The 26,717-nt window shown below is 69.8% G+C and carries 23 protein-coding genes; 19 read left to right on the forward strand and 4 right to left on the reverse strand.

Annotation, left to right across the window (positions count from 1 at the left end; all coding sequences use genetic code 11):
- Positions 1-528: a hypothetical protein gene (locus tag KYK13_RS26920; protein ID WP_223635120.1), complete on the forward strand. Its 528-nt coding sequence runs from the start codon at positions 1-3 to the stop codon at positions 526-528.
- Positions 529-601: 73 nt separating this feature from the next.
- Positions 602-1,072, forward strand: coding sequence for a nuclear transport factor 2 family protein (locus KYK13_RS26925; protein ID WP_223635123.1), 471 nt, complete (start codon positions 602-604; stop codon positions 1,070-1,072).
- Between the two features lie 16 nt (positions 1,073-1,088).
- Here the strand turns inward: KYK13_RS26925 and KYK13_RS26930 are convergent, their stop codons facing one another.
- Positions 1,089-2,057, reverse strand: a complete 969-nt coding sequence (locus tag KYK13_RS26930; RefSeq protein ID WP_223635126.1) for a homoserine kinase — start codon at positions 2,055-2,057, stop codon at positions 1,089-1,091.
- Between the two features lie 143 nt (positions 2,058-2,200).
- Between KYK13_RS26930 and KYK13_RS26935 the strand changes: the two genes are divergently transcribed.
- Positions 2,201-3,787, forward strand: a complete 1,587-nt coding sequence (locus KYK13_RS26935) for a tetratricopeptide repeat protein (protein ID WP_223635129.1) — start codon at positions 2,201-2,203, stop codon at positions 3,785-3,787.
- Between the two features lie 4 nt (positions 3,788-3,791).
- Here KYK13_RS26935 and KYK13_RS26940 read toward each other — a convergent pair whose 3' ends face one another.
- The 3 genes from KYK13_RS26940 to KYK13_RS26950 form a co-directional block, all read right to left on the reverse strand.
- Entirely contained in the window at positions 3,792-4,283 is a 492-nt protein-coding gene (locus tag KYK13_RS26940; protein ID WP_223635132.1) for a hypothetical protein, read from the reverse strand.
- 1 nt (position 4,284) lies between these two features.
- Positions 4,285-5,622, reverse strand: a complete 1,338-nt coding sequence (locus KYK13_RS26945; protein WP_223635135.1) for a cyclic nucleotide-binding domain-containing protein — start codon at positions 5,620-5,622, stop codon at positions 4,285-4,287.
- Positions 5,623-5,721: 99 nt separating this feature from the next.
- Positions 5,722-7,779, reverse strand: coding sequence for an FHA domain-containing protein (locus KYK13_RS26950; protein ID WP_223635138.1), 2,058 nt, complete (start codon positions 7,777-7,779; stop codon positions 5,722-5,724).
- Between the two features lie 176 nt (positions 7,780-7,955).
- On the opposite strand from KYK13_RS26950, the gene KYK13_RS26955 reads away from it, so the two are divergent.
- From KYK13_RS26955 to pilM, 16 genes are all read left to right on the forward strand, one after another.
- Positions 7,956-9,437 carry a TldD/PmbA family protein gene (locus tag KYK13_RS26955; protein ID WP_223635140.1) on the forward strand — a complete coding sequence of 494 codons (1,482 nt, stop codon included), beginning with the start codon at positions 7,956-7,958 and terminating at the stop codon, positions 9,435-9,437.
- A gap of 8 nt (positions 9,438-9,445) precedes the next feature.
- Positions 9,446-10,792: a TldD/PmbA family protein gene (locus KYK13_RS26960; RefSeq protein WP_223635143.1), complete on the forward strand. Its 1,347-nt coding sequence runs from the start codon at positions 9,446-9,448 to the stop codon at positions 10,790-10,792.
- Positions 10,793-10,855: 63 nt separating this feature from the next.
- Positions 10,856-11,869 (forward strand): ParB/RepB/Spo0J family partition protein, encoded by a 1,014-nt coding sequence (locus KYK13_RS26965; protein ID WP_223635146.1) that lies wholly within the window; start codon positions 10,856-10,858, stop codon positions 11,867-11,869.
- A gap of 46 nt (positions 11,870-11,915) precedes the next feature.
- Entirely contained in the window at positions 11,916-13,322 is a 1,407-nt protein-coding gene (locus tag KYK13_RS26970) for a sigma-54 dependent transcriptional regulator (RefSeq protein ID WP_223635148.1), read from the forward strand.
- A gap of 200 nt (positions 13,323-13,522) precedes the next feature.
- On the forward strand, positions 13,523-14,440 hold the full coding sequence (gene gspC / locus KYK13_RS26975; protein WP_223635150.1) for a type II secretion system protein GspC: 918 nt from the start codon (positions 13,523-13,525) through the stop codon (positions 14,438-14,440).
- Positions 14,441-14,468: 28 nt separating this feature from the next.
- The gene (gspD, locus tag KYK13_RS26980; RefSeq protein WP_223635152.1) at positions 14,469-17,078 is read left to right on the forward strand and encodes a type II secretion system secretin GspD; all 2,610 of its coding nucleotides are present in this window, start codon (positions 14,469-14,471) and stop codon (positions 17,076-17,078) included.
- 7 nt (positions 17,079-17,085) lie between these two features.
- On the forward strand, positions 17,086-18,912 hold the full coding sequence (gene gspE / locus KYK13_RS26985; protein WP_223635154.1) for a type II secretion system ATPase GspE: 1,827 nt from the start codon (positions 17,086-17,088) through the stop codon (positions 18,910-18,912).
- A gap of 6 nt (positions 18,913-18,918) precedes the next feature.
- On the forward strand, positions 18,919-20,175 hold the full coding sequence (gspF, locus tag KYK13_RS26990; RefSeq protein ID WP_223635155.1) for a type II secretion system inner membrane protein GspF: 1,257 nt from the start codon (positions 18,919-18,921) through the stop codon (positions 20,173-20,175).
- Positions 20,176-20,192: 17 nt separating this feature from the next.
- Positions 20,193-20,336 carry a hypothetical protein gene (locus KYK13_RS26995; protein ID WP_223635157.1) on the forward strand — a complete coding sequence of 48 codons (144 nt, stop codon included), beginning with the start codon at positions 20,193-20,195 and terminating at the stop codon, positions 20,334-20,336.
- Between the two features lie 74 nt (positions 20,337-20,410).
- Entirely contained in the window at positions 20,411-20,833 is a 423-nt protein-coding gene (gspG, locus tag KYK13_RS27000; protein WP_223635160.1) for a type II secretion system major pseudopilin GspG, read from the forward strand.
- A 58-nt stretch (positions 20,834-20,891) separates the two neighbouring features.
- Positions 20,892-21,359 carry a type II secretion system protein GspG gene (locus tag KYK13_RS27005; protein WP_223635162.1) on the forward strand — a complete coding sequence of 156 codons (468 nt, stop codon included), beginning with the start codon at positions 20,892-20,894 and terminating at the stop codon, positions 21,357-21,359.
- Positions 21,356-22,090: a Tfp pilus assembly protein FimT/FimU gene (locus tag KYK13_RS27010; RefSeq protein WP_223635165.1), complete on the forward strand. Its 735-nt coding sequence runs from the start codon at positions 21,356-21,358 to the stop codon at positions 22,088-22,090. Before KYK13_RS27005 ends, KYK13_RS27010 begins: the two co-directional genes overlap by 4 nt.
- A complete protein-coding gene (locus tag KYK13_RS27015; RefSeq protein ID WP_223635168.1) occupies positions 22,087-23,013 on the forward strand; it encodes a prepilin-type N-terminal cleavage/methylation domain-containing protein in 927 nt (308 codons plus the stop codon). The genes KYK13_RS27010 and KYK13_RS27015 overlap by 4 nt, the downstream gene beginning before the upstream one ends.
- Positions 23,010-23,684 (forward strand): type II secretion system protein GspJ, encoded by a 675-nt coding sequence (locus KYK13_RS27020; protein ID WP_223635170.1) that lies wholly within the window; start codon positions 23,010-23,012, stop codon positions 23,682-23,684. The genes KYK13_RS27015 and KYK13_RS27020 overlap by 4 nt, the downstream gene beginning before the upstream one ends.
- A complete protein-coding gene (locus tag KYK13_RS27025) occupies positions 23,684-25,108 on the forward strand; it encodes a type II secretion system protein GspK (RefSeq protein ID WP_223635172.1) in 1,425 nt (474 codons plus the stop codon). The genes KYK13_RS27020 and KYK13_RS27025 overlap by 1 nt, the downstream gene beginning before the upstream one ends.
- A 1-nt stretch (position 25,109) precedes the next feature.
- On the forward strand, positions 25,110-26,717 hold the full coding sequence (pilM, locus tag KYK13_RS27030) for a pilus assembly protein PilM (protein ID WP_223635176.1): 1,608 nt from the start codon (positions 25,110-25,112) through the stop codon (positions 26,715-26,717).

Here is a 26,717-nt window from a genome sequence, read left to right on the forward strand (position 1 = left end):
ATGCACTTCGAGAAGACGCAGTACATCCAGGGGACGGCGGACGAGGTGGAGCGCGCGCTGTTGGACGAGCGCTATTTCCCGTTCCTCCTCCAGCACCACGGCGTCCTGCTGGAGCTGCAGCCCCAGGAGGTGCGCGTCGACGGTGACCGCGTGCACCGCAAGGTGCGCTACCGCCCCAAGCCCGTCATCTCCTCCGTGGGCCCCAAGAAGGTGTCCCCGGAGTGGTTCGCCTTCATCGAGACGTCCACCTACGACAAGCGCACCAAGACGCTCAAGTTCACCAACACGCCCACGTCGCACACCATCTCCAAGATGCTGGTGAACACGGGAGTGCTGAAGCTGCGCGACCTGGGCAATGGCCAGACGGAGCGCAAGATGGAGGGCGAGCTGTCGCTCAAGGTGCCCTTCCTGCTCAAGCCCGTGGCCCTCATCGCGGAGCCGCTCATCAAGACGGAGGGGCTGAAGATCCTCGACGGTGAGCTGCCCGTGCTCAACCGCTTCATCGCTGAAGTCATCCGCGCCAAATAGTCAAAGCGCGCGCGGGCCGGCGGGGCCTGGGAATGGGTTGACACAAATGCGGTTGAACCCATAAGGCCCCGCCATGAACAACCGCTTCCTCGCCCTCTGCGCCGTCTTCCTCCTGGCCGCGTGCGCCCCGAAGCGCATCCCCGGCACGGAGTTGGAAGACACCGATGACACCCGCGCCATCCTCGCCGTGATGGAGAAGTACCGCGCCGCCCTGGAGGCCCGCGACGCGAAGGCCATCCAGGCGCTGGTGTCCCCGAAGTTCCGCGACGACGGCGGCACCCCGGACGACCCGTCGGATGACCTCACCGCCGACAACCTGGGGCCCCACCTCCAGGCCCTCTTCCAGAAGCTGCAGAACCCCAAGGTGGACTTCAACGTCCGCCGCGTGGAGTTCCGTGAAGGGGACGTCGCGCTCGCCATCTACTACTGGAACGCGTCCTGGCGGATGCCCGGCCTCAACGCCCGGCCCCAGTCGGACTCGGAGCTGGAGCAGATGGTGTTCCAGAAGATCAACGGCGAGTGGAAGATCGTCTCCGGCATCTAGCCGCGGGCGGCCTTCGTCACACGCCCACCAGCGCCCGCAGCCCGTCCGGGCCCATGCCGTCCAGGGCCCGCGCGCGGGCGAGATAGGTGCGGAAGTCCTTGGGCGCGAGCTTGTCCGCGCCCAGCGGCGACAGGTGGTAGTCGCGAATCCGGCTGGTGGTGAAGCGCACCGCGCCATAGAGGGCGTGGCCGTACAGCGCCCGCTTCTCCACCTCCGACAGCGGCCGGGCGTCCTGGTAGCCGCGCAGGAGCGCCAGGCAGAGCGCCGGCTGGTACGTCCCCTCGAAGCACCACGCGTTGAGGGTGATGGCCACGTCGAGCGCGTACGCGTCCACGCAGGCCATCTCGAAGTCGAAGAAGGCGCCCACGCGGTCGCCCAGCCACTTCACGTTGTCCAGGAAGAGGTCCGCGTGGATGACGCCCCGGGGCTCCAGCCCCTGGTGCTCCCCTTCCGCGCGCGCGAGGTGGCCCTCCAGCTCCGCCGCCACGGCCACCAGCTCCGGCTCCGGCCGCCGCGACAGCCCGTCCAGCCAGCCCTTCACCACCCCGGGGCCGTAGGGGTTCGCGCGCGAGCCGCCGAAGGACTGCGTCACCCGGTGCAGCTTGCCCAGCTCCGCGCCCAGGCGCTCCAGCACCTCCGGCGTGAGGCGCTCGCGGGTGAGCTCCTCTCCCGCCAGCCACTTGAAGACGCTGATCCGCCCGCCGTGCAGCTCCAGGAAGGGCGTGGGCCCCCGCGGCTTGAGCAGCACGGGCGCGGGGAAGTGCGCGCGGGCGAGGTGCTCCAGCAGGGACGCCTCGAAGCGCAGGTCCTCCGGCGAGCGCACGGTGGTGTGGCGCACGAAGACGCGGCCCGCGTCCGTCTCCAGCCGGTGGTTGGTGTTGATGGAGCCCTGGGGAATGGGCGTCATGGAGCGCACGGCCCCCAGGCCGTAGGCGTCCGCCACGTGGGTGAAGGCTTCCGGGGGGAGTGTCGTGTACACGGCCATGGCGTGCCTCCGGGGCGTGGCGCCCCCACGTGCGTGCGCCCCCACCCGTTGACACCCAGGGGGGCCAGACCTATCTGCTCATGCCTGTCCTACTTCGCATCACTGTCTGAAAACCTTCAATCTTTGCGCGTGAGGCCACCCCCATGGAAACGTCGGGCCGCGGTGACTGGAAGCGTCGCGAGGGACTGGGAAGCGCCCTGGCCCAGATTGGCGTCGCCGCCGTGCTGCTCGCGGGCGGTGTCGCCTGGTACGTGCACCGGGGACAGGTGCGCCAGGAGGTGGACGCCCACCTGCGCACGGCGCGCGCGGCGGTGCTGAAGGGCAACCCCAGCGACCTGGCCATGGCGCAGCAGAACCTGGAGACCCTCTTCACGCTCGCGCCGGATTCGCGCGACGCGCGGGCGCTGGCGGCGGACCTCCAGGCGGAGCTGTGGCTCACCCACCACCAGCCCGGCGCGGACGCGAAGGCTCGCGAGCAGTTGGAGCGCGCGGAGGCGCTGGGCTCGCGCTCCGGTGAGCGCTACGGCGCGCGGGCGCTGCTGCTCGTGGGCGAGGGAAAGACCGGGGAGGCGGAAAAGCTGCTGGAGGAGCTCAAGACCCAGGGCGCCAGCAGCCCCAAGCTGACGCTGGCCCAGGCGCGGCTGCTGCAGAAGGAGGGGCGCCTGTCGGAGGCCCGCCAGGCCTTCGCGCGCGCGGCGGAAGCGGCCTGGAAGGATCCGCGCTTCTCCGTGGCCTACGGCGACGCGCTGCTGGATGAGGGCCTGTTCCCCCAGGCGGTGGAGGCCTTCGGGCGCGCCACCGCCGCGAACCCGGACCACCTGCTGGCGCGGGTGTCGTCCGTGCTGGCCCAGCTGTACGCGGGGCGGCCACCGGACGGCGTGGCGGCGACGCTGGAGGAGGTGCGCTCGCGCGCCAAGGACATGACGCCCGAGCTCCAGGCCCGCGTGGCGGTGGCCCAGGCGGAGGTCGCGCTGGCGAAGGGCGCGCCGGACGAAGCGCTCACGCACGTGGACGCGGCGCTCAAGGCCTGGCCGGACGAGCACTACGCCCTCTTCACCCGGGGCCGCGCGCTCGCGGTGAAGCGCGCGCCGGAGGCCCGCCAGGCCTTCGAGGCGGCGGTGGCGAAGCGGCCCACCGCGCCGCTCCTGACGCTGGAGGGCGCGCGGCTGCTCCAGGCCCAGGGTGACGGCGAGGGCGCGCTGGCCCTGCTGGACACCTACGAGAAGACCTTCCGCGAGGTGAAGGCGCGGACGCCGGACGGCAAGGAGGCGCCCGCGCTGGACCGGGATGACCGGTACTGGCTCGCGCGCGGCGGTGTGATGGAGATGGCCGGACGCCAGGACGACGCGCTCGCCGCCTACGACAAGGCGCTCGCGGCGCGCGGCGTGGGGCTGGCGCGGGCGCAGTACGCCAAGGGCGCGCTGTTGCTCGCGCGCAAGGACTTCGACGGCGCGAAGGCGCTGCTCACCGCCGTGGCCCCGGAGACGGGCGCGGGCACCATCCCGGAGGCCTACGCGGCGCTGGGCGAGCTGCTCTTCGCCCAGGGCGATTTCGCCGCCGGCTGCCAGCAGCACTACTTCGCGCTCGTGCGCGCCCGCGCGCAGGGCGCGCCCGTGGAGCAGCTGGCCACGCGCGCCAACGACATCAAGAAGCGCCTGGAGACCAGCGGCCAGCCCGCCATGGCCAAGGCCTGGCTCAACGAGGCCAGCCCCCTCTTCCAGCAGCAGTGAGCCGCTAGAGCAGGTCGGAGGGATCCAACCGGCGCTGCGTCGCCCTCACCACGCGCCACTCGCCGTCGGACTCCTTCTCGAAGGTGCCCTCGATGGAGTAGGCGTTGAGGACGCTGTCCCGGGCCAGGTCCTCCAGCTTGTCCGCCTGCGAGCGGCCGAAGATGAAGCGCGCCTGGAAGTCGCCCTGCGTGGGCGACACCTCGTGCACGTCGATGTCGGTGGTGAAGATGCGAACCCACTGTCCGCGCAGCACCTGCCCGGCCAGGATGCGGTGCACGTCCTGCTTGTTCCAGCCCTCCGGCGTCTTGAACCGGTCGGAGACGCCCTCCATCACCTCGCCGACGTTCTTCTCCTCCGCCGAGCGCGTCATCGCGATGATGCGCCGGGTGACGGCGTCCTTCACGCCCGGCTCCTCGCGCGGCCAGAAGAACAACACCAGCGCCGCGGCGACCACCGCCGCCATGCCGCTCACCACCCGGGCTTGAGTCAGCACCATCTCAGGCGGCCCCGGTCTCCGGCTCCAGCATCATGTCGTCCGCGTCGATGATCTCGAGCGGGCGCAGTGCCTCGCCAATCTGCTTCAGCCGGCGGTCGGACAGCTGCTCCAGGTACGTGCGGATGTTGGGGAAGGTCCTCACCAGCTCCTGGAAGGCCTCGCGCCGGAGCCACCCCGCCGCCGTCTTGCGCGTCACGGACACGGTGGCCGTGGCCCTCAGGCCCGTGAGGAGCGAAATCTCCCCCGCCACGTCGCCCTCGCGCAACACGCCCAGCGTCACCATGCCGCCCGCCGGGTCCTCCTTCTGCACCGTCAGCTCGCCGGCCAGCACCAGGAAGAGGCCCTGGGAGTACTCGCCCTCTACCAGGACCTTCTCCCCGGGCTGCAGCGCGCGGAAGGTGAAGCGCTGGAAGAAGGCGCCCCGCTCCGACTCCGGCAGCTGCTGGAAGAGCGGCGAGTTCGCCATCAGGTTGCGCATCATGCGCTGCTGCGCGAAGTCCGCCAGCAGCTGCGGCACCGCCGGGTGGCTCTTCGCCACCGCGTTGAGGTGCTCGCGGCGGATTTCGAAGACCTCCGAGTCCGACACCGCCGTCACCGTGGCGGTGGGCGGCGCGCCGGTGAGCAGCGCCAGCTCGCCGAAGATGGAGCCGCCGCCCAGGAAGCCCAGCGTGCGGTCCTCGCCGTCCGTCCTGCGCGTCACCTCGGCCTTGCCCGCGACGAGCACGTGCAGGTGGTCATCCGGCTCGCCTTCGCGGCTGATGACCTCTTCCGGCTTGATGGTGCGCCACACCATGCGCCCCACCAGGTCCACGAACGCGTCCCGGTCCAGGTCCGCGAACAGCGGCAGGGGCGGACGGCTCTGCGGATCCGCGGTGCCGCCGGTGTCCGGCGCGGCCAGCACCTCGATGGCGCGGTTGGACAGCTCCTCGCCCACCAGGCCCATCAGGTCCGTGTCCACCTTGCCGTCGTACAGGTGCTCCGGCGGCAGCGGCGGCGGCACGGCGGCGCGGCCCGGGGCGCTGCGCGCGGCGCGAGAGTGCACGCGGTAGAGCGTCTCCTTCAGGCGCCGCTCGTTGGGGGACAGCTCCAGGGCCAGCTTGCACGCGGCCATGGCGCTCAAGAGGTAGTCGCGGCGCAAGAGCCCCTCCGCGCACGCGTGGTACGCGGTGACGGCGCGCTCGCGCTCGCCCAGCTCCGCCAGACACCGGGATGCCAGCATGCGTGAGCGGTGGTCGGCGGGCACGCGGCGAACGGCCTCCGCGAAGACGGCGAGGGCGCGCTCGAACTGGCGCTCCTCGAGCAGGTCCATGCCCAACTCACGCAACGACGACTCGTTCATCCAGTGTCTCCAGACCGCGCACGACGACAGGTGTGACAGGAATCCAGGAAGGGAGGCCGCCGCCCACGGGACGAAGGTGGGCGGCCTCCGGTGCTCGCGCTACGAACCGCCGCCCTTCTGCAGCTCGCTCAGCGCCATCTCCGCCTTGCGCTTCACGTCCGCGCCCTCCGCGGAGGCCTCGATGACGATTTTGAACTGCTCCGTCGCCAGGGCCGGATCGCGGTCGCGCGAGATGTACGCCGACAGGTACAGCTCCTCCACCTTCTTCTGCAGCTCATCCAGGCCGTCGCGGGCGCGCGAGTCGCCCGGGTTGAGGCGCAGCGCCTCGCGGAAGCTGCGGCCCGCCAGCGGGTACTCCTTGCGCTTGAAGGCCGCCTGCCCCGCCGCCACGGACGCGGACGCCAGCTCGTTGTCCAGCGTGTCACCCAGCGAGCCCGCGAAGCCGATCTGCCGGTACACCTCCGCCGCGCGGCGCAGCGGCTTTACGGACGCCTCCAGCGAGTTGTTCTCGTACTTCTTCTGGCCCTCCTCGAAGGCGGAGCGAAACTGGGGGATGAGCTTCTTCAGGTTGCGCGCGCGGGCCTGGATGTCCGCCTCGTTGCGGAACCTGTCCATCACCCGGTCCACCTCCAGCGTCGCGCGCTGGAAGTCCCCGCCGTTGAAGCGGCGCTCCACGTCCTGGAAGGCCTCCGCGACGAACGCCGCGCGGCGCTGCTTGGCGTTCTCCGCCGCCACCGCCTGACGGATGCCGGCCTGCCGCACGGCCTGCTGGGCCTCCTTGGCCAGTTGACTCTCCAGGTCCGAGAGCTTCTGCTCGTAGAGGGAACGCATGCCCTGCGGCAGCTCCACGATGAGGGTGCGCGCGTCGTCCGGCCGGCGCTCCTTCAGCGCCTCATCGATGAGGTTCAGCGTATACGTCTGCTCCCGCTGGTCGAGCTCCTCCACCAGCTTCTTGCGCTCGTCGTCCGTGCGCGCCGTGCCCTCGGGCGTGGCGTTCAGCTTCGCGCGGGCGTCCACGTAGCGGTTCTCCGCCATCAGCCCCCGGACCGCCTGGAACGAGTCCATGATGTCCTGGAGCTTCTGCGCCGCCTTGGCCACGCCGTCCACGTCGATGCCCACGCGCAGCTTCTCCGCCTCCTGGGCGAAGCGCACCGCGTCCGCGTAATCGCCGTCGCGCACCTTGTCGCGAGCGCGCTGCATCAGCTCCTGGGCGCGCACCTGGTTGGGGTCCACCGGCGGCTTGGGCGGCGGCTGGTTCCCCTTGGACAGCGCCAGGCCCATGATCAGCATCAGGAGCAGCAGGCCCCCCACCGCCGCGCCCACCTTCATCTTGAAGGTGGGCTTGAAGCCCTCGCGCGCCGACGAGCGCACCGGACGCGGACGGGGCACGCCCGTCTTGCGCGCCTTCTCGTCGCGCATCAGGTCCGCGAGCTTGTAGTTCGCGTTGGTCTTCTCATCCAGGCGAGGGTCCTTCTTCTCCTCCTTCTTTTCCTCCTTCTTCTCGACCTCGCCGGACTCGGCCTTGGCGCGCATCTCCTTGATGAGCTCGCCTTCGTCCACGAAGCGCAGGCGCGTCTTGCCCACGGAGATTTCATCCCCGTGCTTCAGGATGCACTCGTCGACCTTCTGGTCGTTCACCTGGGTGCCGGAGATGCCGCCCAGGTCGCGCATCACCACGCCGTTCTCGCCGTAGACGAGCTCCAGGTGGCGGCGGGACACGGTCTGGTCGCCCAGGGCGAAGTCGCATTCCTTGCTGCGCCCCACCACCATGCGCACGCCCTTGAAGCGCTTCTTGCGCCCCTTGTCCGGGCCGTCCAGCACCAGCATCAGCACCGGGGGGCCGGCGCGCGTCGTCTCGGAGTTGTCCTCCTCTTCCTCGGCGGGCTCCTCCGCCTCCGGACGCATGTCCGAGATGGAGGCCACCCGCGTCTCGCCCGTGCGCGAACGCACGGGCTCCGCGTCGCCGTACAGCTCCGGATCGCCTCCGTCCTGGCTGTCCTCGCCCGACAGGGGCGCGGACCAGTCTTCATCCGGCACGGCGGAGACGCGGCGCGAGCCGCCTCCAGCGGGAGCAGGGGGGCGGCGGTCCGCCTTCGCGCCCCCGGCCGGGCGGCCGGTGCCTGAACGCGATGACGGTGGGGGACGGCGAGGAGGCATGGGTGGGTCCGGGTTGAAGCGGCCAGCATCTTAGAGCGCCCATCGCACGGTGGGAATGCGCTCCGGCGTTCCTTTCAGGGAAGACGGGCTCGCTCCGGTTCGTTGGCCCGCACGCCGTCCCGTCTCCGATGTAGGTTTCCTCCATTCCCTCTTTCCTCAGCGCCACGAGCCACCCCATGCCCCGAGCCCTCGCGCCCTCCCGGCGCGCCCGTCCCGCCCAGCTCGCCCCTCCGGCCGCACGGCAGGCGGCCGCGCCCCCGCTCCTGCCCCCCGGTCTGTTGGAACGTCTGCTGGCGGAAGCCATGGCGCGGGGCGCGGACTTCGCGGAGGTGTACGTGGAGCGCACGTCCACCACGGCCGTGGTGCTGGAGGAGCAGCGCATCCGCAGCGCGCAGGTGGGCCTGGTGCAGGGCGTGGGCGTGCGCGTCATCGCCGGGGCCAAGGTGGGCTATGCCTACTCCGACGACTGGGACGAGGCCGCGCTCGTCCGCGCCGCGCGCACCGCGGCGATGATCGCCCAGGGCGGCGGCTCCGAGCGCGCCTACCCCGTCAAGCGCGTGCCGGTGCCCAGCCACTACCGCGTGGGGCAGCCGCTGGAGGACGTGGCGGTGGCGCGCAAGACGGCGCTCCTCACCCGCGCGGACATCGCCGCCCGCGCCTTCGACTCGCGCATCCAGCAGGTGAACGCGTCCTATGTGGATCAGACGCGGCGCATCGCCGTGGCCAACACCGCCGGCCGCCTCAGCGAGGACACGCAGGACCAGTCGCGCATGAGCGTGCACGTGGTGGCGCTGGGCAGGGGCGGCGAGCGGCGCACCGGCATGTACGGCAGCGGCGGCCGGGTGTCCTTCACCTACTGGGACAGCGTGACGCCGGAGTCCGTGGCCGAGGAGGCCGCGCGACAGGCCGTGGCCACGCTGGGCGCGGTGGACTGCGTGGCCGGTCCGCAGACGGTGGTGCTGGCGCCCGGCTGGAGCGGCATCCTCCTGCACGAGGCGGTGGGCCACGGCCTGGAGGCGGACTTCATCCGCAAGGGCACGTCGCTGTTCGCGGGCAAGCTGGGGGAGAAGGTGGCCTCGGACCTGGTGACGGTCATCGACGACGGCACGGTGTCCAGCGCGCGCGGGTCCATCAACATCGACGACGAGGGCGTGCCGGGTGAGCGCAAGGTCCTCATCGAGAACGGCGTCCTCAAGGGCTACCTCTATGATCAGCTCAACGCGAAGCTGATGAACCAGCGCTCCACCGGCTCGGGCCGGCGCGAGTCCTTCAAGAGCCTGCCCCTGCCGCGCATGACGAACACCTTCCTGGCGCCCGGGGACCACGCGCCGGAGGACATCCTCAAGGAGGTGAAGCGCGGGCTGTACTGCGCCACCTTCGGCGGAGGCCAGGTGGACATCAGCAACGGCAACTTCGTCTTCGAGGTCAGCGAGGCCTACCAGATTGAAGACGGCAGGCTGGGCCGCCCGGTGAAGAACGCCATCCTCATCGGCGTGGGGCCGGAGGCGCTGAAGAACATCAGCCGCGTGGGGTGTGACCCGCTGCCGGACCCCGGCATGGGCATCTGCGTGAAGGATGGGCAGATGCTGCCCGTGGGCGTGGGCCTGCCCACCGTGCGCATCGACAACGTGACCGTGGGCGGAACGAAGGTCGGCTGAGGACTCCCGTGAACTACGAACAGCTCGCGAAGAAGATCGTCCAGCGCGCCGTGAAGAAGGGCGCGAAGCAGGCGGAAGCCTTCCTGGAGGTGGGCCGCCAGAGCAGCGTGCGCGTCCGCGAAGGGCAGATTGAAGACCTCACGGAGGCCACCAGCAAGGGCGTGGGCGTGCGGGTCATCGTGAAGGACCGGCTGGGCTTCGCCTACACCTCCGACTTCACCCCCGCCGGACTGGACCGCGTGGTGGACCTGGCCGTTCAACTGGCGGAGGCCGCCGCGCCCAACAAGCTGAACGGCCTGCCCGGCACGAAGGACCTGGGCAAGCGCGGGGACACCGGCGCCCTCTTCGACCCGAAGGTCGCGAACCTGCCCGGCGACTGGAAGATCAACGCGGCGCTGGAGGCGGAGCGCGCGGGCCGGGCGCAGGACGCGCGCGTGGCCACGTTCGACTCCGTGTCCGCGGGCGACTTCGTGGCGGAGGTGTACCTGGCCTCCAGCGAGGGCGCGACCGGCGGCTACTCCGGCACGTACGTGTACCTGGTCGCGGTGCCGGTGGCGGCGCAGGACGGGCAGCTCCAGACGGGCTACTGGCTGGACTACAAGCGCTTCCTGGACGACCTGGAGTCGCCCGAGTCCATCGGCCGCGAGGCCGCGAAGCGCGCCGTGCGCATGCTGGGCGCGAAGCCGGTGAAGACGCAGCAGGTGCCGGTGGTGTTCGACCCGCTGGTGGCCGCGAGCTTCGTGGGCAACCTGTCCCAGGCCGCCAATGGCAACGCCGTCCACCAGCAGGCCAGCGTGCTCGCGCCCCACCTGGGCAAGCGGCTCGCGGGCAAGCACGTCACGCTGGTGGATGACGGCCTGTTGCCCCGGGGCCTGGCCACCGCGCCGTTCGATGGCGAGGGCGTCCCCACGCGCCGCACGCCCATCATCGATCAGGGCGTGCTGTCCGGCTTCCTCTACGACGCCTTCACCGCGCGCAAGGCGAAGGCGCGCACCACGGGCAACGCGTCGCGCGGCTACAACGCGCTGCCGGGCATCGGCACCACCAACCTCTACCTGGAGAAGGGCCCCAGGACGCCGGAGGAGCTCATCCGCGAGGTCCCCCAGGGCCTCTACATCACCGCCCTCCTGGGCCACGGCGCGGATCCGGTGTCCGGGGACATGTCCTGCGGGGCCAACGGCCTTTGGATTGAGAACGGTGAGCTGACGCACCCGGTGCAGGAGGTGACGGTCGCGGGCAACCTCCTCCAGATGTTGAAGGACGTGGACGCGGTGGGCAGCGACCTCCAGTTCCGGGGCGGCAGCGTGGGCGCGCCCACTGTCCGCTTCCGACAGCTCACCGTCTCGGGCGCATAGCCGGCGCCACGCGGTGGCCTACGCTCGCGGACCTCTTTCCCCCCGGTTGGAGGTCCGCCCCGCATGGCCGCGAAGTCCGCCCGCAAGTCCGCCGCCCCCGCGAAGTCGAAATCGGCCACGCCGCGCAAGCCGCGCCGCAAGAAGGCCGAACCGAAGTCGCGGGGCCTGAGCGCGGCGGAGGTGGCGAGCGAGGCCGTCGCCTTCCCCGACGCCCTCCTCCAGGCGGTGCGCGAGGACGGCGGCGAGGTGCTCTCCGTCTACCGAGACCCGCTGGGCGGGCACCCCATCGTCTTCGCCGCGCTCCCCATCGACAAGGTGGAGCCCACGCCCTACCAGCGCGACCTGTCCGAGCCGCACGTCAAGCGGCTCGTCACCGCCATGGAGCGCCTGGATCGCTTTCTGGACCCCGTCATCGCCGTGCGCATGGAGGGCCGCTACTGGACGCCCAACGGCAACCACCGGCTCAACGCCAGCCGCATGCTGGGCGCGAAGTCCATCGTCGCGCTCATCCTCCCGGACGAGGACGTGGCCTATCAGATCCTCGCCCTCAACACGGAGAAGGCCCACAACCTGAAGGAGCGCTCGCTGGAGGTCATCCGCATGGCGCGGGGCCTGGTGGGCGCGAACCGCCCGGGCAAGGAGTCCGCCTTCGCCCACCTCTTCGACGAGCCCTCCTTCCTCACCCTCGGCGCCGCCTACGAGAAGCGCCCCCGCTTCTCCGCGGGCGCCTACCACCCCTTCGTCAAGGTGGTGGACGGCTTCCAGGGCGTGCCGCTGCCCCAGGCCCTGGCCGTGCGCGACGCCCAGGCGGACGCGCTGCTGGAGCTGGATGACGCGGTGATCGCCATCGTCAACGCCCTCAAGGAGCGCGGCCTCCAGAGCCCCTACCTCAAGAACTTCGTCGTCGCCCGGCTCAACTTCCTGCGCTTCCGCAAGGACGGCCCTCCGCCCACCTTCGACGCCACCCTCAGCCGCATGCTCGCCAGCGCCCGCCGCTTCAACGTGGACAAGGTGCGCCGCGAGGACATTGGCCGCATGGGCGGCGGGCCCCTGGAACCGGACGAAGAGCAGGCCTGAAGGGAATGGGGATTGCAGGGCGGTGTTGGAGAGGCCCCGCACTCCCATGACATCTCCCACGGTCCTGGTCGTCGACGACGACCGCGCCAACCTCGATTCCGTCGCCCGCATCTTCCAGCGGGAAGGCTTCGCCACCTTGTCCGCCGCGCAGGGCACGGAGGCGCTGGAGATGCTCCGGCGCCCCGAGGTCAGCGTCATGGTCACCGACCTGATGATGCCCGGCATGGACGGCCAGGAGCTGCTCAAGGCCAGCCGGACCATCCGCCCGGACGTGGAGGTGGTCCTGATGACCGCCTACGGCACGGTGGAGACGGCCGTGGCCGCCATGAAGGACGGCGCCTACGACTTCATCACCAAGCCCCTCAAGCGCCACGCCCTGGTGAAGGCCGTGCAGAAGGCGCTGGAGAAGCAGGCGCTCGTCCAGGAGAACACCTCCCTCAAGGCCAAGCTCGCGGAGATCAACCCCGCCGGCGGGCGCGCCATGGTGGGCCAGTCCCCCGCCTTCCGCGCCATGCTGGACACCATCCGCCAGGCCGCGCCCTCCACCGCCACGGTGCTGCTGCTGGGCGAGTCCGGCACCGGGAAGGAGCTGGCCGCCCGCGCGCTGCATGAGCACTCCGCCCGGGCGAAGCAGCCGTTCATCGCGGTCAACTGCGGCGCCATCCCGGAGAGCATCCTGGAGGCGGAGCTCTTCGGCGTGGAGCGCGGCGCGTACACCGGCGCCGTCACCCGCCGCGAGGGCCGCTTCGAGCGCGCCGACGGCGGCACCCTCTTCCTGGACGAGGTGGGCGAGATGCCCCTCTCCGCGCAGGTGAAGCTCCTGCGCGTGCTCCAGGAGGGAGAACTGGAACGGCTGGGCGGCACGCAGGTCGTGAAGGTGGACGTGCGGCTCGTCGCCGCCACCAACAAGGACCTGCAGAAGGAGGTCGCGGAGGGCCGCTTCCGCGAGGACCTCTACTACCGCCTGCACGTGGTCGAGATCCGCGTGCCCGCGCTCGCGTCGCGCCGCGAGGACATCCCGCTGCTGGCGGAGGCGTTCCTGCGCCGCTTCGCCGCGAAGAACGGCAAGGTGCTGCGCGGCTTCTCTCCGGACGCGCTGAACGTGCTGGAGAACTACGCGTGGCCCGGCAACGTGCGCGAGCTGGAGCACGCCGTGGAGCGCGCCGTGGTGCTGGCCCGCACGGACGTGCTGGAGGCGAGCGACCTGCCGGAGTCCGTGCGCAAGGGGCCCCTGGGCTCCGCCGGACAGCTGGTCATCCCCATCGGGACGCCCATGGAGGAGATCGAAAGGCGCGTCATCCACGAGACCCTGCGCCACACCCGCGGCGACAAGACGCTCGCCGCCCGCCTGCTGGGCATCGCCGCGCGCACCATCTACCGCAAGCTGGAGCGCGAGCAGGGCGGCCCGGAAACCCCCGCGACGCCCCCCTCCCCCCCCACCGACGCGGACTGACAGGCCGTCACACCGGCCCCCGCCTGCTTTTGACAATTTGTCCCTGGCCCCGGTCCCCGCCGCTCCCCTGGCCGGGGCTCCGTCCTATTCCGAAATAATTTCGCGGACTTGGCCGTAAGGCCTGGGTTTGACGCCCGCCCAACGATGGCACCTGCCTTGCTCAAGGTCCTCCATGGGGCTGGCTTTCTCCCGGAAGCGTGATGGAACTCTTCTTTCGCAAGTACTTCTGGAGCGTGAACCTGCTGTTCATCCTGCTCGTCGCCCTGTTGGCGGCGCGCACGGTGAACCTGTTCGTTGAATCCTCCATCTCCCCCGCGCCCGCGTCCGAGGCTCCGGCCCGGGGCGCGCAGCGACCCCACGCCGCGGACAGCGGCCTTGCCTCCCTCGACCCGGAGCGCCTGTCGAAGCTCACCGGCGTGAAGCTGCCGGAGGTGGAGGTCGCGGTGAAGGAGCCCCCGGGTCCTCCCCAGTTCGACGCCAACGCACCGCCGGCCAAGAGCGGCCTGCGCGTGAAGCTTTTGGGCACGCTCGTCGCGGCCAACCCGGACTGGTCCTTCGCGTCCATCCAGGACATGACCACGCAGCGGTCGCAGACGTACATGATCGGCAACAACCTGATGGGCGCCACCATCATGGAGATCGAACGCGAGCGCGTGATCATCAACAACGGCGGCCGCCGCGAGTTCATCGACGGGCAGCCCGGTGACGGCGCCGTGGCCGCCTACACCCCGCCCCCCATGGCCACTCCCGCCGCCACCCCGACCAACAGCCTGGGCAACGGCATCAAGTCCACGGGTGAGAACGAGTACGAGGTCCCCAAGGCGGAGATCGACAAGACGTTGAGCAACCTCAACGACGTGGCGATGCAGGCGCGCATCGTGCCCGCCTTCAAGGACGGCCAGGCGGTGGGCTTCAAGCTGTTCTCCATCCGCCCGGACAGCATCTATTCGAAGATCGGCGTCCAGAACGGCGACGTCATCCGCCGCATCAACGGCTTCGACATGAACAGCCCTGAAAAGGCGCTGGAGATCTACTCGAAGCTGAAGGACTCCTCCCGCATCGAGATCGAGATCGAGCGCAACGGCGCGCCGATCCGCAAATCCTACAACGTCCGTTAAACACCCCCGCCACAGCGCCCGCTCCTCCATGAAGACGACGCTCCCGTCCTGGCTGCTCTGTCTGTGCCTCGCGCTCTCCGTCCCCGCGTGGGCCCAGCGCCGTCCCACGCAGCCCGGCTCCCCGGCCCCCGCTCCGGCGGCCCAGGGTGACCGGACCATCACCCCGCAGGGCGGTGGCGCCACGGCGCCCGCCGAGAACCAGGGCCCCCGCCAGACGCCCACGTGCGAGCAGGCCCGGCGCAACGCGCGCTACGGCATCTACTTCGACAAGGTGGACATCGAGAAGCTCGTCCAGACCGTGTCGGACGCCACCTGCCGCACCTTCATCCTCCCGGAGAACGTGCGCGGGAAGATCTCCATCATCGGCCCGGAGAACGGCCGCGTGGAGGTGGACGCGGACTCGTTCTACTCCGCCTTCCTCGCCGCGCTCGACGCCAACGGGCTCGCCGTCTACCCCTACGGCCGCTTCCTGAAGATCGTCGACAAGCGCTCGGCGAAGCAGAACCCCATCCCGACCATCGTGGACGAGAACACCCCGTACACGACGAACGAGCAGATGGTCACCAAGCTGTTCAAGATCAAGTACGTGGAGGTGGAGCCGCTGCGCGGCGTCCTCCAGCAGCTCGTGTCCAAGGACGGCGACACCATCCCGTACCCGCCGGACACCATCATCGTCAACGACGTGGGCTCCAACATCCACCGCCTGGAGCGCCTCATCAACCAGCTGGACACCCGCGCCTCCAGCGACGAGATGCGCATCATCCAGGTGCAGTACGCCACCGCGCAGGACGTGGCCAACACCATCCAGAAGCTCTTTGAAGCCAAGGCCGGCGCGGGCGGCCGCGCGGGTCAGCGCGCAGGCGCCTTCACGCCGCAGGGCACTCCCGGCTCGCCGCCTCCCGGCATGGAGGGCGCGGCCGGCACCGAGTCCAGCGGCGTGGCCACCCTGTCGCAGATCATCCCGGACGAGCGCACCAACAAGCTCATCGTCGTGGCCAGCCCCGCCGCCTTCGGCCGCATCCAGGACCTGGTGCGGGAGATCGACATCCCGTCCGGCAGCGGCAACAAGATCAACGTCTACCCGCTGGAGAACGCCAACTCGGAGGAGCTGGCCAGCACGCTCCAGTCGCTCGCGCAGGGCACCGCCAACCGCCCCCAGCGCGGCCCCATCCCCGCCCAGGCGCAGGGCCTGCCGCGCGCGCCCACCCAGGCCGCGGAGCTGTTCAGCGGCGAGGTGAAGATCTCCGCGGACAAGGGCACCAACTCGCTGGTCATCGTCGCCAGCCAGGCGGACTACAAGAACATCGTCCAGATCATCCAGCAGCTGGATCAGCCGCGCCGTCAGGTGTTCGTGGAGGCGGTGATCATGGAGGTGAACCTGGACCGCAACAGCGAGTTCGGCATCAACTTCCACCAGGGCTTCAGCCTGAAGACGGACAACGGCGCCATCCCGGGCATCCTGGGCACCAACTACTCCGGCGGCTCCATCCCGCCGTCCTTCTCGCTGGCGAACCTGGCCAGCATGGGCGGCTTCCTCGCCGGCATCCAGGGCCCCGTGCTGCCGGAGCTCAAGGCACTGGGCATCGACATCCCGGCCTTCGGCGTGGTGCTCAACGCCATGCAGCAGTCGTCCGACGTGAACGTGCTGTCCACGCCGCACCTGCTCACCAGCGACAACGAGGAGGCCGAAATCACGGTGGGCCAGAACGTGCCCTTCCAGTCCGGCTTCACCCCGTCCGCGCTGGGCAGCTCGCTCACGGGCGGCAACACCGGCGTCAACGGCGTGCAGGCCTCGCTGCTGGGCTCGCTGGGCGGCCTGGGCTCGCTGTACGCGCCCATCACCCGCCAGAACGTGGAGCTCAAGCTCACCGTCAAGCCGCAGATCAACGAGAGCGACTACATCCGCCTGGTCATCACGGAGCAGACGGAGGAGATCGCGTCCACGGACCCCGTCCTCGGCCCCACCACGTCCAAGCGCAGCGCGAAGACGACGATCATCGCCCGGGACATGGAGACGGTGGTGATTGGCGGCATCATGCAGGACCGCACGCTGGAGTCCGTCTCCAAGGTGCCGGTGCTGGGTGACATCCCGCTGCTGGGCCACCTGTTCCGCGACACCACGCGCCGCAAGACGAAGACGAACCTGCTGCTCTTCCTCACGCCGTACATCATCCGCGGCCAGGACGACTTCCGTCGCATCTTCGAGCGCAAGATGAAGGAGCGGCAGCAGTTCGTGGAGCAGTTCTACGGCCAGGTCCCCGGCTACGACGTCGCGGTGGACTTCAGCCGCAAGCCCGGCCCCCTGTCGCGCATGAACCAGGCCGTCATCAAGGAAGAGCAGCGCGTGGAGAACGGCGGCGGCGGCACGCCCAACGAGCGCGTCATCCGCCCCAACGGCACGCAGGGCACCGGGGGGACGTCCGCTCCCTCCCCCTCCCCCGCGCGGCCGGGCGGGGGAGCGCCGCCCCCGCCGCAAGGCGCCGCCCCCGCCCCCCAGGGTGAGCAGGCACCGCGAAATTTCGAGGCGCCTCCGGAGGGTTCGGAGAGATCAGTCCCCGCGCCACAGCCCGAGGTGATCGCGCCCACACCGGACGCGGACACGGAGCGGCTGCGCATCCAGCCGGGAGACGGAGAGTAAGAGACCCATGGACCTGACCGCCGACACCACCACCTCCCAAGGCTCCGCCGCGACGCCCGACCTGTCCGGCGGTCGCAACGACGCCACGCAGGTCGTCGGCCACGGGCTGGCGTACCTCTGCGGCCGGCCGCTGGGCGAAATCCTCCGCGCGCTCGTTCCCAGCCTCACCCCGGAGAAGATCCAGGAGGCGCTCGCCACCCAGCAGGAGAAGGGCGGGCGTCTGGGCGAAATCCTGGTGGGCATGAAGGCCGTGAGCGAGGAGGACGTGTCCCGCGCCCTCGGCCACCAGCTGGACCTGCCCTACCTCCAGCGCATCTTCGCGGAGGAGGTGGACGCGGAGCTGGTCAAGCGCATCCCCATCAACTTCGCCCGCCAGACGCAGCTGCTGCCGCTCTCCCTGGAGGGCGACGAGGTGGTGCTCGCGGTGGCGGATCCGCTGGACACGACGGCGCTGGATCACGCGCGCCTGCTGCTGGGCCAGGGCATCCAGCCGCGCATCGCGCTCGCCTCCACCATCGTGGACGCCATCAACAGCGTGTACGACCGCTCCGTCAACGAGGCCGAGGCGCTCGTGGACGAGATGGAGACCACGGAGGACCTGGACTCGCTGGCCCATGAGCTGGAGGAGCCCAAGGACCTGCTGGACGCGGACGACGAAGCGCCCGTCATCCGGCTGGTGAACTCCGTGCTCTTCCGCGCCGCCAAGGAGCGCGCGAGCGACATCCACATCGAGCCCATGGAGCGCGAGCTCCTGGTGCGCTTCCGCATCGACGGCGTGCTCCAGGAGGTCATCAAGCCGCCCAAGCGCTACCAGAACTCCATCATCGCGCGCGTGAAGGTGATGGGGCAGCTGAACATCGCGGAGAAGCGCCTGCCGCAGGACGGCCGCATCCGCATCAAGCTCGCGGGCCGCGACATCGACATCCGTCTGTCCACCACGCCCACGTCCTTCGGCGAGCGCATCGTCATGCGTCTGCTGGACAAGACGGCGACGCTGCTGGACCTGGCGGAGATCGGCATGAGCCCGCAGGTGCTGGCCAACATGGAGTCGGTCATCAAGCGCTCGCACGGCATCGTCCTGGTGACGGGCCCCACGGGCTCCGGCAAGACGACCACGCTCTACGGCGCGCTCTCCAAGATCAACACGCCGGACCTGAACATCCTCACCGTCGAGGACCCGGTCGAGTACCAGCTCAAGGGCATTGGCCAGATGGCCATCGCGCCGAAGATCGGCCTCACGTTCGCGCAGGGCCTGCGCTCCTTCCTCCGCCAGGACCCCGACGTCATCATGGTCGGTGAGATCCGCGACAAGGAGACGGCGGAGATCGCCATCCAGGCGTCCCTCACGGGCCACCTGGTGCTCTCCACGGTGCACACCAACGACGCGGCCGGCGCCGTGACGCGACTCGTGGACATGGGCGTGCAGCCCTTCCTCGTGGCGTCGTCGCTCACCGGCATCCTCGCCCAGCGCCTGGTGCGCCGGGTGTGCCCGGACTGCCGGCAGGCCTATACGCCCACGGACGCGGACCTGAAGGAGCTGGGCTACACGGTCGAGAGCTTCAAGGCGAAGTTCGGCACGGACCGCATCTACCGCGCGGTGGGCTGCCCGTCCTGCAACCGCAACGGCTACCGCGGCCGCTCCGGCATCTACGAGTTCCTCTTCGTGGACGACGACGTGCGCCAGCTGGTGCTCAAGAACGTGGACGCGTCCACCATCAAGAAGTCCGCCCTGTCCAAGGGCATGACGACGCTGCTCGACGACGGCGTGCGGAAGATCGCCCTGGGCGAGACGACCATCGCCGAAGTGCTGAGCATCACGCAGGAGGACATCTAGTCCACCATGCCCGTCTTTGAATACAGAGGCCTTGATTCCCAGGGCAGGCAGAAGAAGGGCCTGCTGGAGGCGGACTCGCCCAAGACGCTGCGCTCCAAGCTGCGCGCGGACGGCATCTTCCTCACGGACGTGCTGGGTCAGGCGGAAGGCAGCCGCGCGGGCGTCGCCAAGGGCGCCAACGCGAACCTGCTCGCGCGCGACGTGGACCTGCGCAAGCTGGGCCGCGGCCGCGTGTCCACCGAGGACGTCGCCATCCTCACCCGGCAGCTGGCCACGCTCCTGGGTGCGGGCGTCACCATCGTGGACTCGCTCAACGCGCTGGTGGACCAGGCGGAGAAGGAGCGCCTCAAGCGCGCCCTGTCCGACATCAAGCAGCGAGTGAACGAGGGCTCGTCCCTGGCGGACGCCTTCTCCCAGCACCCGAAGATCTTCCCCAGCATCTACATCAACATGGTGCGCGCGGGCGAGGCCTCCGGCGCGCTGGACCAGGTGCTCCTACGCCTGGCGGACTTCACGGAGAACCAGGCCAAGCTGCAGCAGAAGATCATCGGCACGATGATCTACCCCGTCATCATGCTGGCGGTGGGCGGCGGCATTTTGGTGCTCCTGATGGTGTTCGTCGTCCCGAAGGTCACGAAGATCTTCGAGACGATGAAGGCCACCCTGCCCCTCAACACGCGCATCCTCATCGCCGCGTCGAACCTCATGCAGTCGTGGTGGTTCATCATCATTCCGGCCTTCATCGCCGGCTGCGTGATGTTCATGCGCTGGACCAAGAGCCCCAAGGGCAAGCCCAAGTGGGACCGCTTCGCGCTCAAGGCCCCCATCTTCGGCAGCCTCGTGCGCCTGCTCGCCATCTCCCGCTTCGCGCGCACGCTGGCCACGCTGCTCAAGAGCGGCGTGCCCATGCTTGCCGCGCTGGACATCGTCAAGGCGGTGATGACGAACTCGGTGCTCGCGGACGCGGTGGAGAACGCCCGCGAATCCATCCGCGAGGGCGAAAGCATCGCCAACCCGCTCAAGCGCTCCGGCCAGTTCCCGCCGCTCGTGTACCACATGGTCGCCATCGGTGAGAAATCAGGGCAACTGGAGGACATGTTGCTGTCGGTGGCGGACTCCTATGAGACGCAGGTGAACGTGCGCATCGGGGCGCTCACCAGCCTCCTGGAGCCCATGCTCATCGTGGTGATGGGCGTGATGATTGCATTCGTCGCGCTCTCCATCCTGATGCCGATTCTGCAGGTGAACACGGCCATCCATTAGGTGGAGGGAGCCTCGCGATGAACGACACGCTCGACCGGTGGATCCAGCGCGCGACGCTGACGGGCCTGCTGGCCCTGGCCGCCACGCTGGCGACGGTGGGGGCCACCCTCTACGCCCACCGGGACCCGCCTGCCGCCTCCAGCGCGGGCACGGCCCCCTGAATCAACCCCTCTGACATCCCGACACACCCATTGCGCGGTGGCTTGCCAGAAAGTCACCCGAAGGTGAGGAAGACATGACGACGACGACGAACGCCAGGAAGCAGCAGCGCCGCAAGAACCGCGGCATGACCCTCATCGAGATCATGGTGGTCATCACCATCCTCGGGCTCATCGCGGCGGCGGTGGGCGTGGCCGTCATCCCGAAGCTGGAAGAGGCCAAGCAGGACACGGCCCGCCTGGACATCCGCAACATCCAGAGCGCGATGAAGCTCTACTACACGAAGAAGGGCTCGTACCCGGACACCGCCACGGGCCTCAAGGCGCTGGTGGACACCAACAACCTGGAGCGCATGCCCGTGGACCCCTGGGGCCGCGAGTACGTCTACATGAACGAGGGCGGCAAGCCGGTCATCACCAGCTACGGCGCGGACGGCAACCCGGGCGGCGAGGGTTCCGACGCCGACATCTCCTCCAAGGACCAGAACGCCAAGCAGTAACGGCCGTTCTGCGGAAGCAAAGCCGCGCCTCCCGCGTGTTGTCGTAGGAATGCCCGTGATGACCCCCGAGCACACTTCCTCATCGACGTCCGCGCGTGAGGCGCGAGCCGTTTCCGGCGAGCAGGCGCTCGCCCGCTCGCAGCGCCGCGGCCGGCTGCTGCTGCTGGGCGTCTTCGGCGCCGCCACCCTGCTCGCCTTCACGCTGGTGTGGGTGACCGAGGACAACACCCTCACGCCCACCCAGCGCCAGGCCCGGGAGCAGATCCGCCGCCTGGAGGGCCTCTTCAAGGCCTACCACCGGCTGATGGGCTCCTTCCCCTCGCAGGAGCAGGGCTTCACGCCGCTCATCGAGTCGAAGGTGATTGACGCCCCGCCGCTCGACCCGTGGGGCCACCCCTACGTCTACCGCATGGTGGGCAAGACGGGCGCCGTGCTGTCGTTCGGCTCCGACGGCAGGCCCGGCGGCACCGGCGAGGCCGCGGACCTCTTCAGCGGCGGCATCATGGCACAGGAGGTGCAGCCATGACGCCCGTCATGTTCATGACTCCCGCCCGCCGTCACCGCGCCCAGCGCGGCCTCACGCTGATTGAAATCTCCATCGCGCTGGCCATCGCGGCCGTGATGTTCGCGGCGGTGACCCTTGGCATTGGTGCCATCACCGGCGCGAAGGCGAAGGGCAGCGCCACGGAGCTGGCGGGTGTCATCCGCTCGCTCTACGACTCGGCGGCGCTCAGCGGCCGGACGTGCCGGCTGGTGTTCGACATCCCCGACCCGAAGCGCGAGGAGCCCACGCGCTACCACGCGGAATGCGCCGCGGGCGGCGTCACCACCTCGCGAGACCGGGACTCGGCGCTCCGCGACGAAGCGCGCGACCGCGAGCGCGCCGCGCGCGACCGCAGGAACGGCGGCGACACGCGCAAGAACTACACGCGCTCGGAGGGCTCGCAGCCGTCCGCGCAGGAGCTGATGGACGAGGAGAAGAACCGCATCGAGTCCCAGTCCACCTTCTCCGCGTACACCGCGGAGGAGATCTCCCCCAAGGAGCTTCCGGCGGGCGTGGCGGTGTCGGTGTGGACGCGGCAGCAGCGCGCTCCGGTGGAGAGCGGCGTGGCCTATCTCTACTTCTTCCCGCAGGGCTACACGGAGAAGGCGATGGTGTTCCTGCGTCAGGGTGACAACGCCTGGACGCTCGACGTGTCACCCCTGACGGGCAAGGTGTTCATCGCATCCGAGGCCCTGGAGGTGCCCCGCTCATGAGGACCCCAACGCGCAGGCGCGGGGGCTTCACCCTGCTGGAGACGATGGTGGCCATGGCCATTCTGAGCGTCGCTCTGATGGCCATCTTCGACCTCAACTCCGGCGCGGTGGCGAACCACGTCTACACCAAGCGGCTGACCGTGGCCGCGCTCCTGGCCCGCTCGAAGATGACGGACCTGGAGCAGAAGCTCTACGACGACGGCTTCGAAGCGGACGACGACGAGCAGTCCGGCGACTTCTCCGCGGAGGGCTGGCCCCAGTTCAAGTGGCGCGCCCGCGTCATCGCGCCCAAGACGGACGGCGTGACGCCGGAGCAGCTCATCGGCGCCATCTTCAACCTGCCCATGGGCGGCGGCGACTCCGGCGACCCGCTGGGCGGCCTGGCCAGCCTCTTCGGCGGCGGCTCCAGCGGCGGCAAGGGCGGCACGCCCCCCGGAAGCAGCACCTCGGCCAGCCCCCTGGGCGCGTCCGCCATGAGCATGGCGCAGCCCATGTTCACGCAGATGGTGGATCAGCTCACCAAGTCCGTCCGGGAGGTGCACCTCACCGTGTACTGGAAGGAAGGCACCCAGGTGGAGAGCGTGGACGTGGTGACGCACGTCGTGTCGCTGGGGCCGGGCGGCGACCGCAACGGCGGCTTCACGCCCAACGCGGGCAGCACGGCGGGCGCGGAGAACCAGTGGGTGAATCCGCGCACGGGCCAGCTGGTGGACAACCCCATCCCCGGCCCCAACGGGCAGATGCTGGACCCCAACACGCGTGAGCCGCTGGTCAACCGGGCGGCCATGCTCAACCAGCTCAACAACCCGGGTGGGCAGCAGGGCGGCGGCACCGGCAACACCGGCATCAACCCGCGCGTGCCTGGCGGCATCTTCGGCGGCGGAGGCCTGCGCGGCCTGCCGGGACGCGGGAGCATCCAATGAAGCGGCGCATGCGAGGCTTCACCCTGATGGAGGTCATGGTGGCGGTGGGAATCACCGCCCTCATGGGCACCGTCGTCGCCCTGGCCTTCCAGACGGGCATCAACGCGAAGGAGGTCGTGGAGGGCGAGGCGGAGCGCTACCGCATGGTGCGCGTGTCGCTCAACCGCATGGCGCGGGAGGTGGGCTCCGCTTTCGTGAGCGACCGCTACGACCTGCGCCGCTTCCGCGACCAGAACGACCGGCCCACCAACTTCATTGGCGAGCGCGACAAGCTGACCTTCACCACGTTCGCGCACCAGCGCCTCTACACGGACGTGAAGGAGTCCGACCAGGCGGTGGTGGAGTACTTCGTGGAGAACTCCACCGAGCGCGGCGCCCGTCAGCGGATGGACCTGAAGCGGCGGGTGAACCCCAACGTGGGGGACCGCATGGACCGGGGCGGCACCACGGACGTCCTCTTCGAGGGCGTCAAGGGCGTGGAGTTCGCCTACTGGGACTCCGACAAGAAGGAATGGGACGACGAATGGGACACGCGGCGCACGGAGCGAAAGGACATCCTCCCCACGCGCGTGCGCATCACCGTCATCGCCCTGGATGAGTCGGGCAAGGAGGCGCGCTACACCACGCAGACGCGCATCGTGCTCAACACGACCCTGCAGAGGTTCAACTGATGGCCTTCCCCTACTTCCAGCAGGCGTCCCGCCGGCGCGGCAAGGCGCGGACGGCCCTCTCCCAGGCGCCAGCGCGCACGCCCGCGCAGCGCAAGCACCGGCGCTCGCGCGGCGTGGCGCTCATCATCGCGCTCGTGTCCATCACGCTGCTCACGGTGGTGGCCACGGAGTTCGCGTACAACAGCCGCGTGGATCTGCAGCTCGCCGCCAACCAGCGCGACGAAGTGCGCGCCTACTACATGGCGCGCTCCGGCCTATCGCTGGGGCGGCTCCTCCTGCGCTTCCAGAAGCAGGTGGACCAGACGCCCATCCCCAACCCCGCGAGCCTCCTGGGCGCGCTGGGCGGGGCCCTCGGCGGAGGCGGTGGCACCGGCACGAACAACTTCCAGCCGCAGTCGCTCAACCTCCAGCTCTGGAAGCTGGCGCGGGTGGACTGCCACATGCTCAAGGGGCTGGTGAAGAGCGACGGCGCCGCGGACGCGGACGGCCGGCCCGTGGAGACGGGGAGCGTGGCGGTGGACCCCCACTTCCAGATGGAAGGCGAAGAGGGGGAGAACGCGGGCGCGGCCACGCAGATGGCGGCGCAGATGCAGCGCAGGTCCTTCGGCGGCTTCGAGGGCTGCTTCCTCGCGACCATCAGCGATGAAGAGGAGAAGCTCAACGTCATGCGGCTCAACACCGGTGGCGCGGAGGCGCAGGCCACCGCCTCGCGCATGCTGGACATGTTCTCCGACAAGCGCTTCGAGTTCCTCTGGCAGCAGGATGACGCCAACCACGTGCGCTCCACGCCCATGGACACCGTCATCGCGCTGAAGGACTGGGCGGACGATGACACCACCCAGTCCAGCCTCAACCCCCGGGACCCCACCAACCCCTTCGTCAACGGCTTCGCGGACGAGGGTTCCCCGTACAGCCGCTACGAACCGCGCTATGACGTCAAGAACGCGCGCTTCGACAGCCTGGACGAGCTGTACCGCGTGCATGGCGTCAACGACCGCTTCATGGCGGCCTTCCGCGACCGGCTCACGGTGTACCCGGACATCAACTCCAAGCCCAACATCAACACCGACGACCCCATCATGCTGGGGCTGGCCATCATGTCCGCCGCGGACCCCAACCACCCGGACCCGCGCCTGACGGACCCCGTGTTCCTCAACGAGCTCATCACCCGCATCCGCGCCGCGCGCATGTTCAGCTTCTTCGGCATGTCGGTGGCGGACTTCCTGAACGTGGTGGAGCAGGCCGGCATCGCGGTCAACCCGCTCATCAAGGGCAACGTCCAGCAGAACCGCTACCTGGGCGACAAGAGCAAGACTTTCACCATCAAGTCCGTGGGAGAGGCGGGCAGCGTCCAGAAGACGCTCACCGCCGTCATCCGCCTGGACGACGGGCTGGGCAAGCTCGTGTATTACAGAGAGGAATAGCATGGCCCGCATTCTTGGCCTGGACCTGGGCAGCCACTCCGTGAAGGGGGTGGTGCTCAACTCCGGAGCGAAAAGCCAAAGCACCCAGGCCTACGCGGAGGTGCGCCGCGCGCAGGAGGGCGAGCGCCCCGAGACGCTGCGCGCCGCGGTGGAGGAGCTGCTCGCGAAGATGCCGCAGGGGCACGTGGACCAGATCGTCATCGCCCTGCCCGGCCCGTCCCTCACCACGCACACGGTGAGCCTGCCCTTCTCCGACAGCAAGCGCGTGGAGGCGACGCTGCCCTTCGAAGTGGGCAGCCAGCTGCCGTTCGACATCTCGGAGGTCGTCTACGACTACCAGGTGGTCGGCCAGAAGGACACCGGCGGCAAGGACAAGGCCGCGGACCTGCTGGTGGGCGTGGTGAAGAAGGAGGAGCTCCAGTCGCTCCTGTCGCTGCTGAGCGGCCTCCAGGTGGATCCGCGCGTCATCACCCACCCGGGGCTCGCGTACCAGAACCTGTTCACCCAGCTGCCCGGCCTCTTCGAGGGACTGGGCGAGGGTGGCCCGGTGGCGGTGGTGGACATCGGCCATGAGCGCACGGCGGTGGCCATTGGCCAGCCCGGCAAGGGCGTGGAGTTCGCGCGCACCTTCGCGGGCGGCGGGCGCGACCTGACGCGCGCCCTGGCCACGGAGTTCCAGACGACGCTGCCGGAGGCCCACGCGTGGAAGGAAGCGCACGGCGCCATGGCCAGCGCCGCGCAGGGGCCGGACGCCGAGCGCGCCGCGAACGCCTTCGTGCGCGGCATGCAGCCGGTGCTGCGCGAGCTGCGCCCGTCCTTCAAGTCCTTCGCCGCGCGCACCCGCCGGCAGGTCTCCGCGGTGGTGCTGTGCGGCGGCACGTCCCGCATGCCGGGCCTGGCCGAGCAGCTGTCCAAGGATTTGAACCTGCCGGTGCGCGTGCTGGCGCTCCCGGCGGACGCGGTGGAGAAGATTGGCACGCGGGAGGTGCCGTCCGCGGCGCAGGCGTTCGCGCTGGCCATGCGCGGCAACGCGGCCGGGGCCCGGGCGCCCCGCTTCAACCTGCGCCGGGGCGAGTTCGCCTTCAAGGGCGGCTACGACTACGTGAAGGACCGGCTGGGCCTGCTGGCGTCCTTCGCGGTGACGCTGCTGCTCCTGCTCGTCGCCTTCGGCGTCGTGCGCAACACGGTGCTGTCGCGGCGCGAGAAGGAGGTGGACGCGGTGCTCTGCAAGACGACCCAGCGCATCCTGGGCTCCTGCGAGACGAACTACGACCGCGCGCTGAACATGCTCAAGGGCGTGGAGAGCCCCGCCGCGGCGCTGCCCTCGATGTCCGCGGTGAACCTGCTGGCGGAGATCACCCAGCGCATCCCGCCGGAGGTGCCGGTGAAGTTCGACCGCATCCAGGTGGACCTGGACCGCGTGATGCTCCAGGGAGAGACGGACAGCTCCAAGCAGATCGACACGCTCTCCGCCGCCTTGAAGGGCCACCGCTGCTTCAAGGACGTGAAGGAGGGCAAGGTGGAGAAGACTCGCGACGGGCAGAAGGTGACCTTCCGCCTGGACGTGCAGGTGCAGTGCCCCGGCGAGAAGCAGGGGGGAGAGACCTGA

Source organism: Corallococcus sp. EGB (assembly GCF_019968905.1).
Taxonomy (GTDB): domain Bacteria; phylum Myxococcota; class Myxococcia; order Myxococcales; family Myxococcaceae; genus Corallococcus.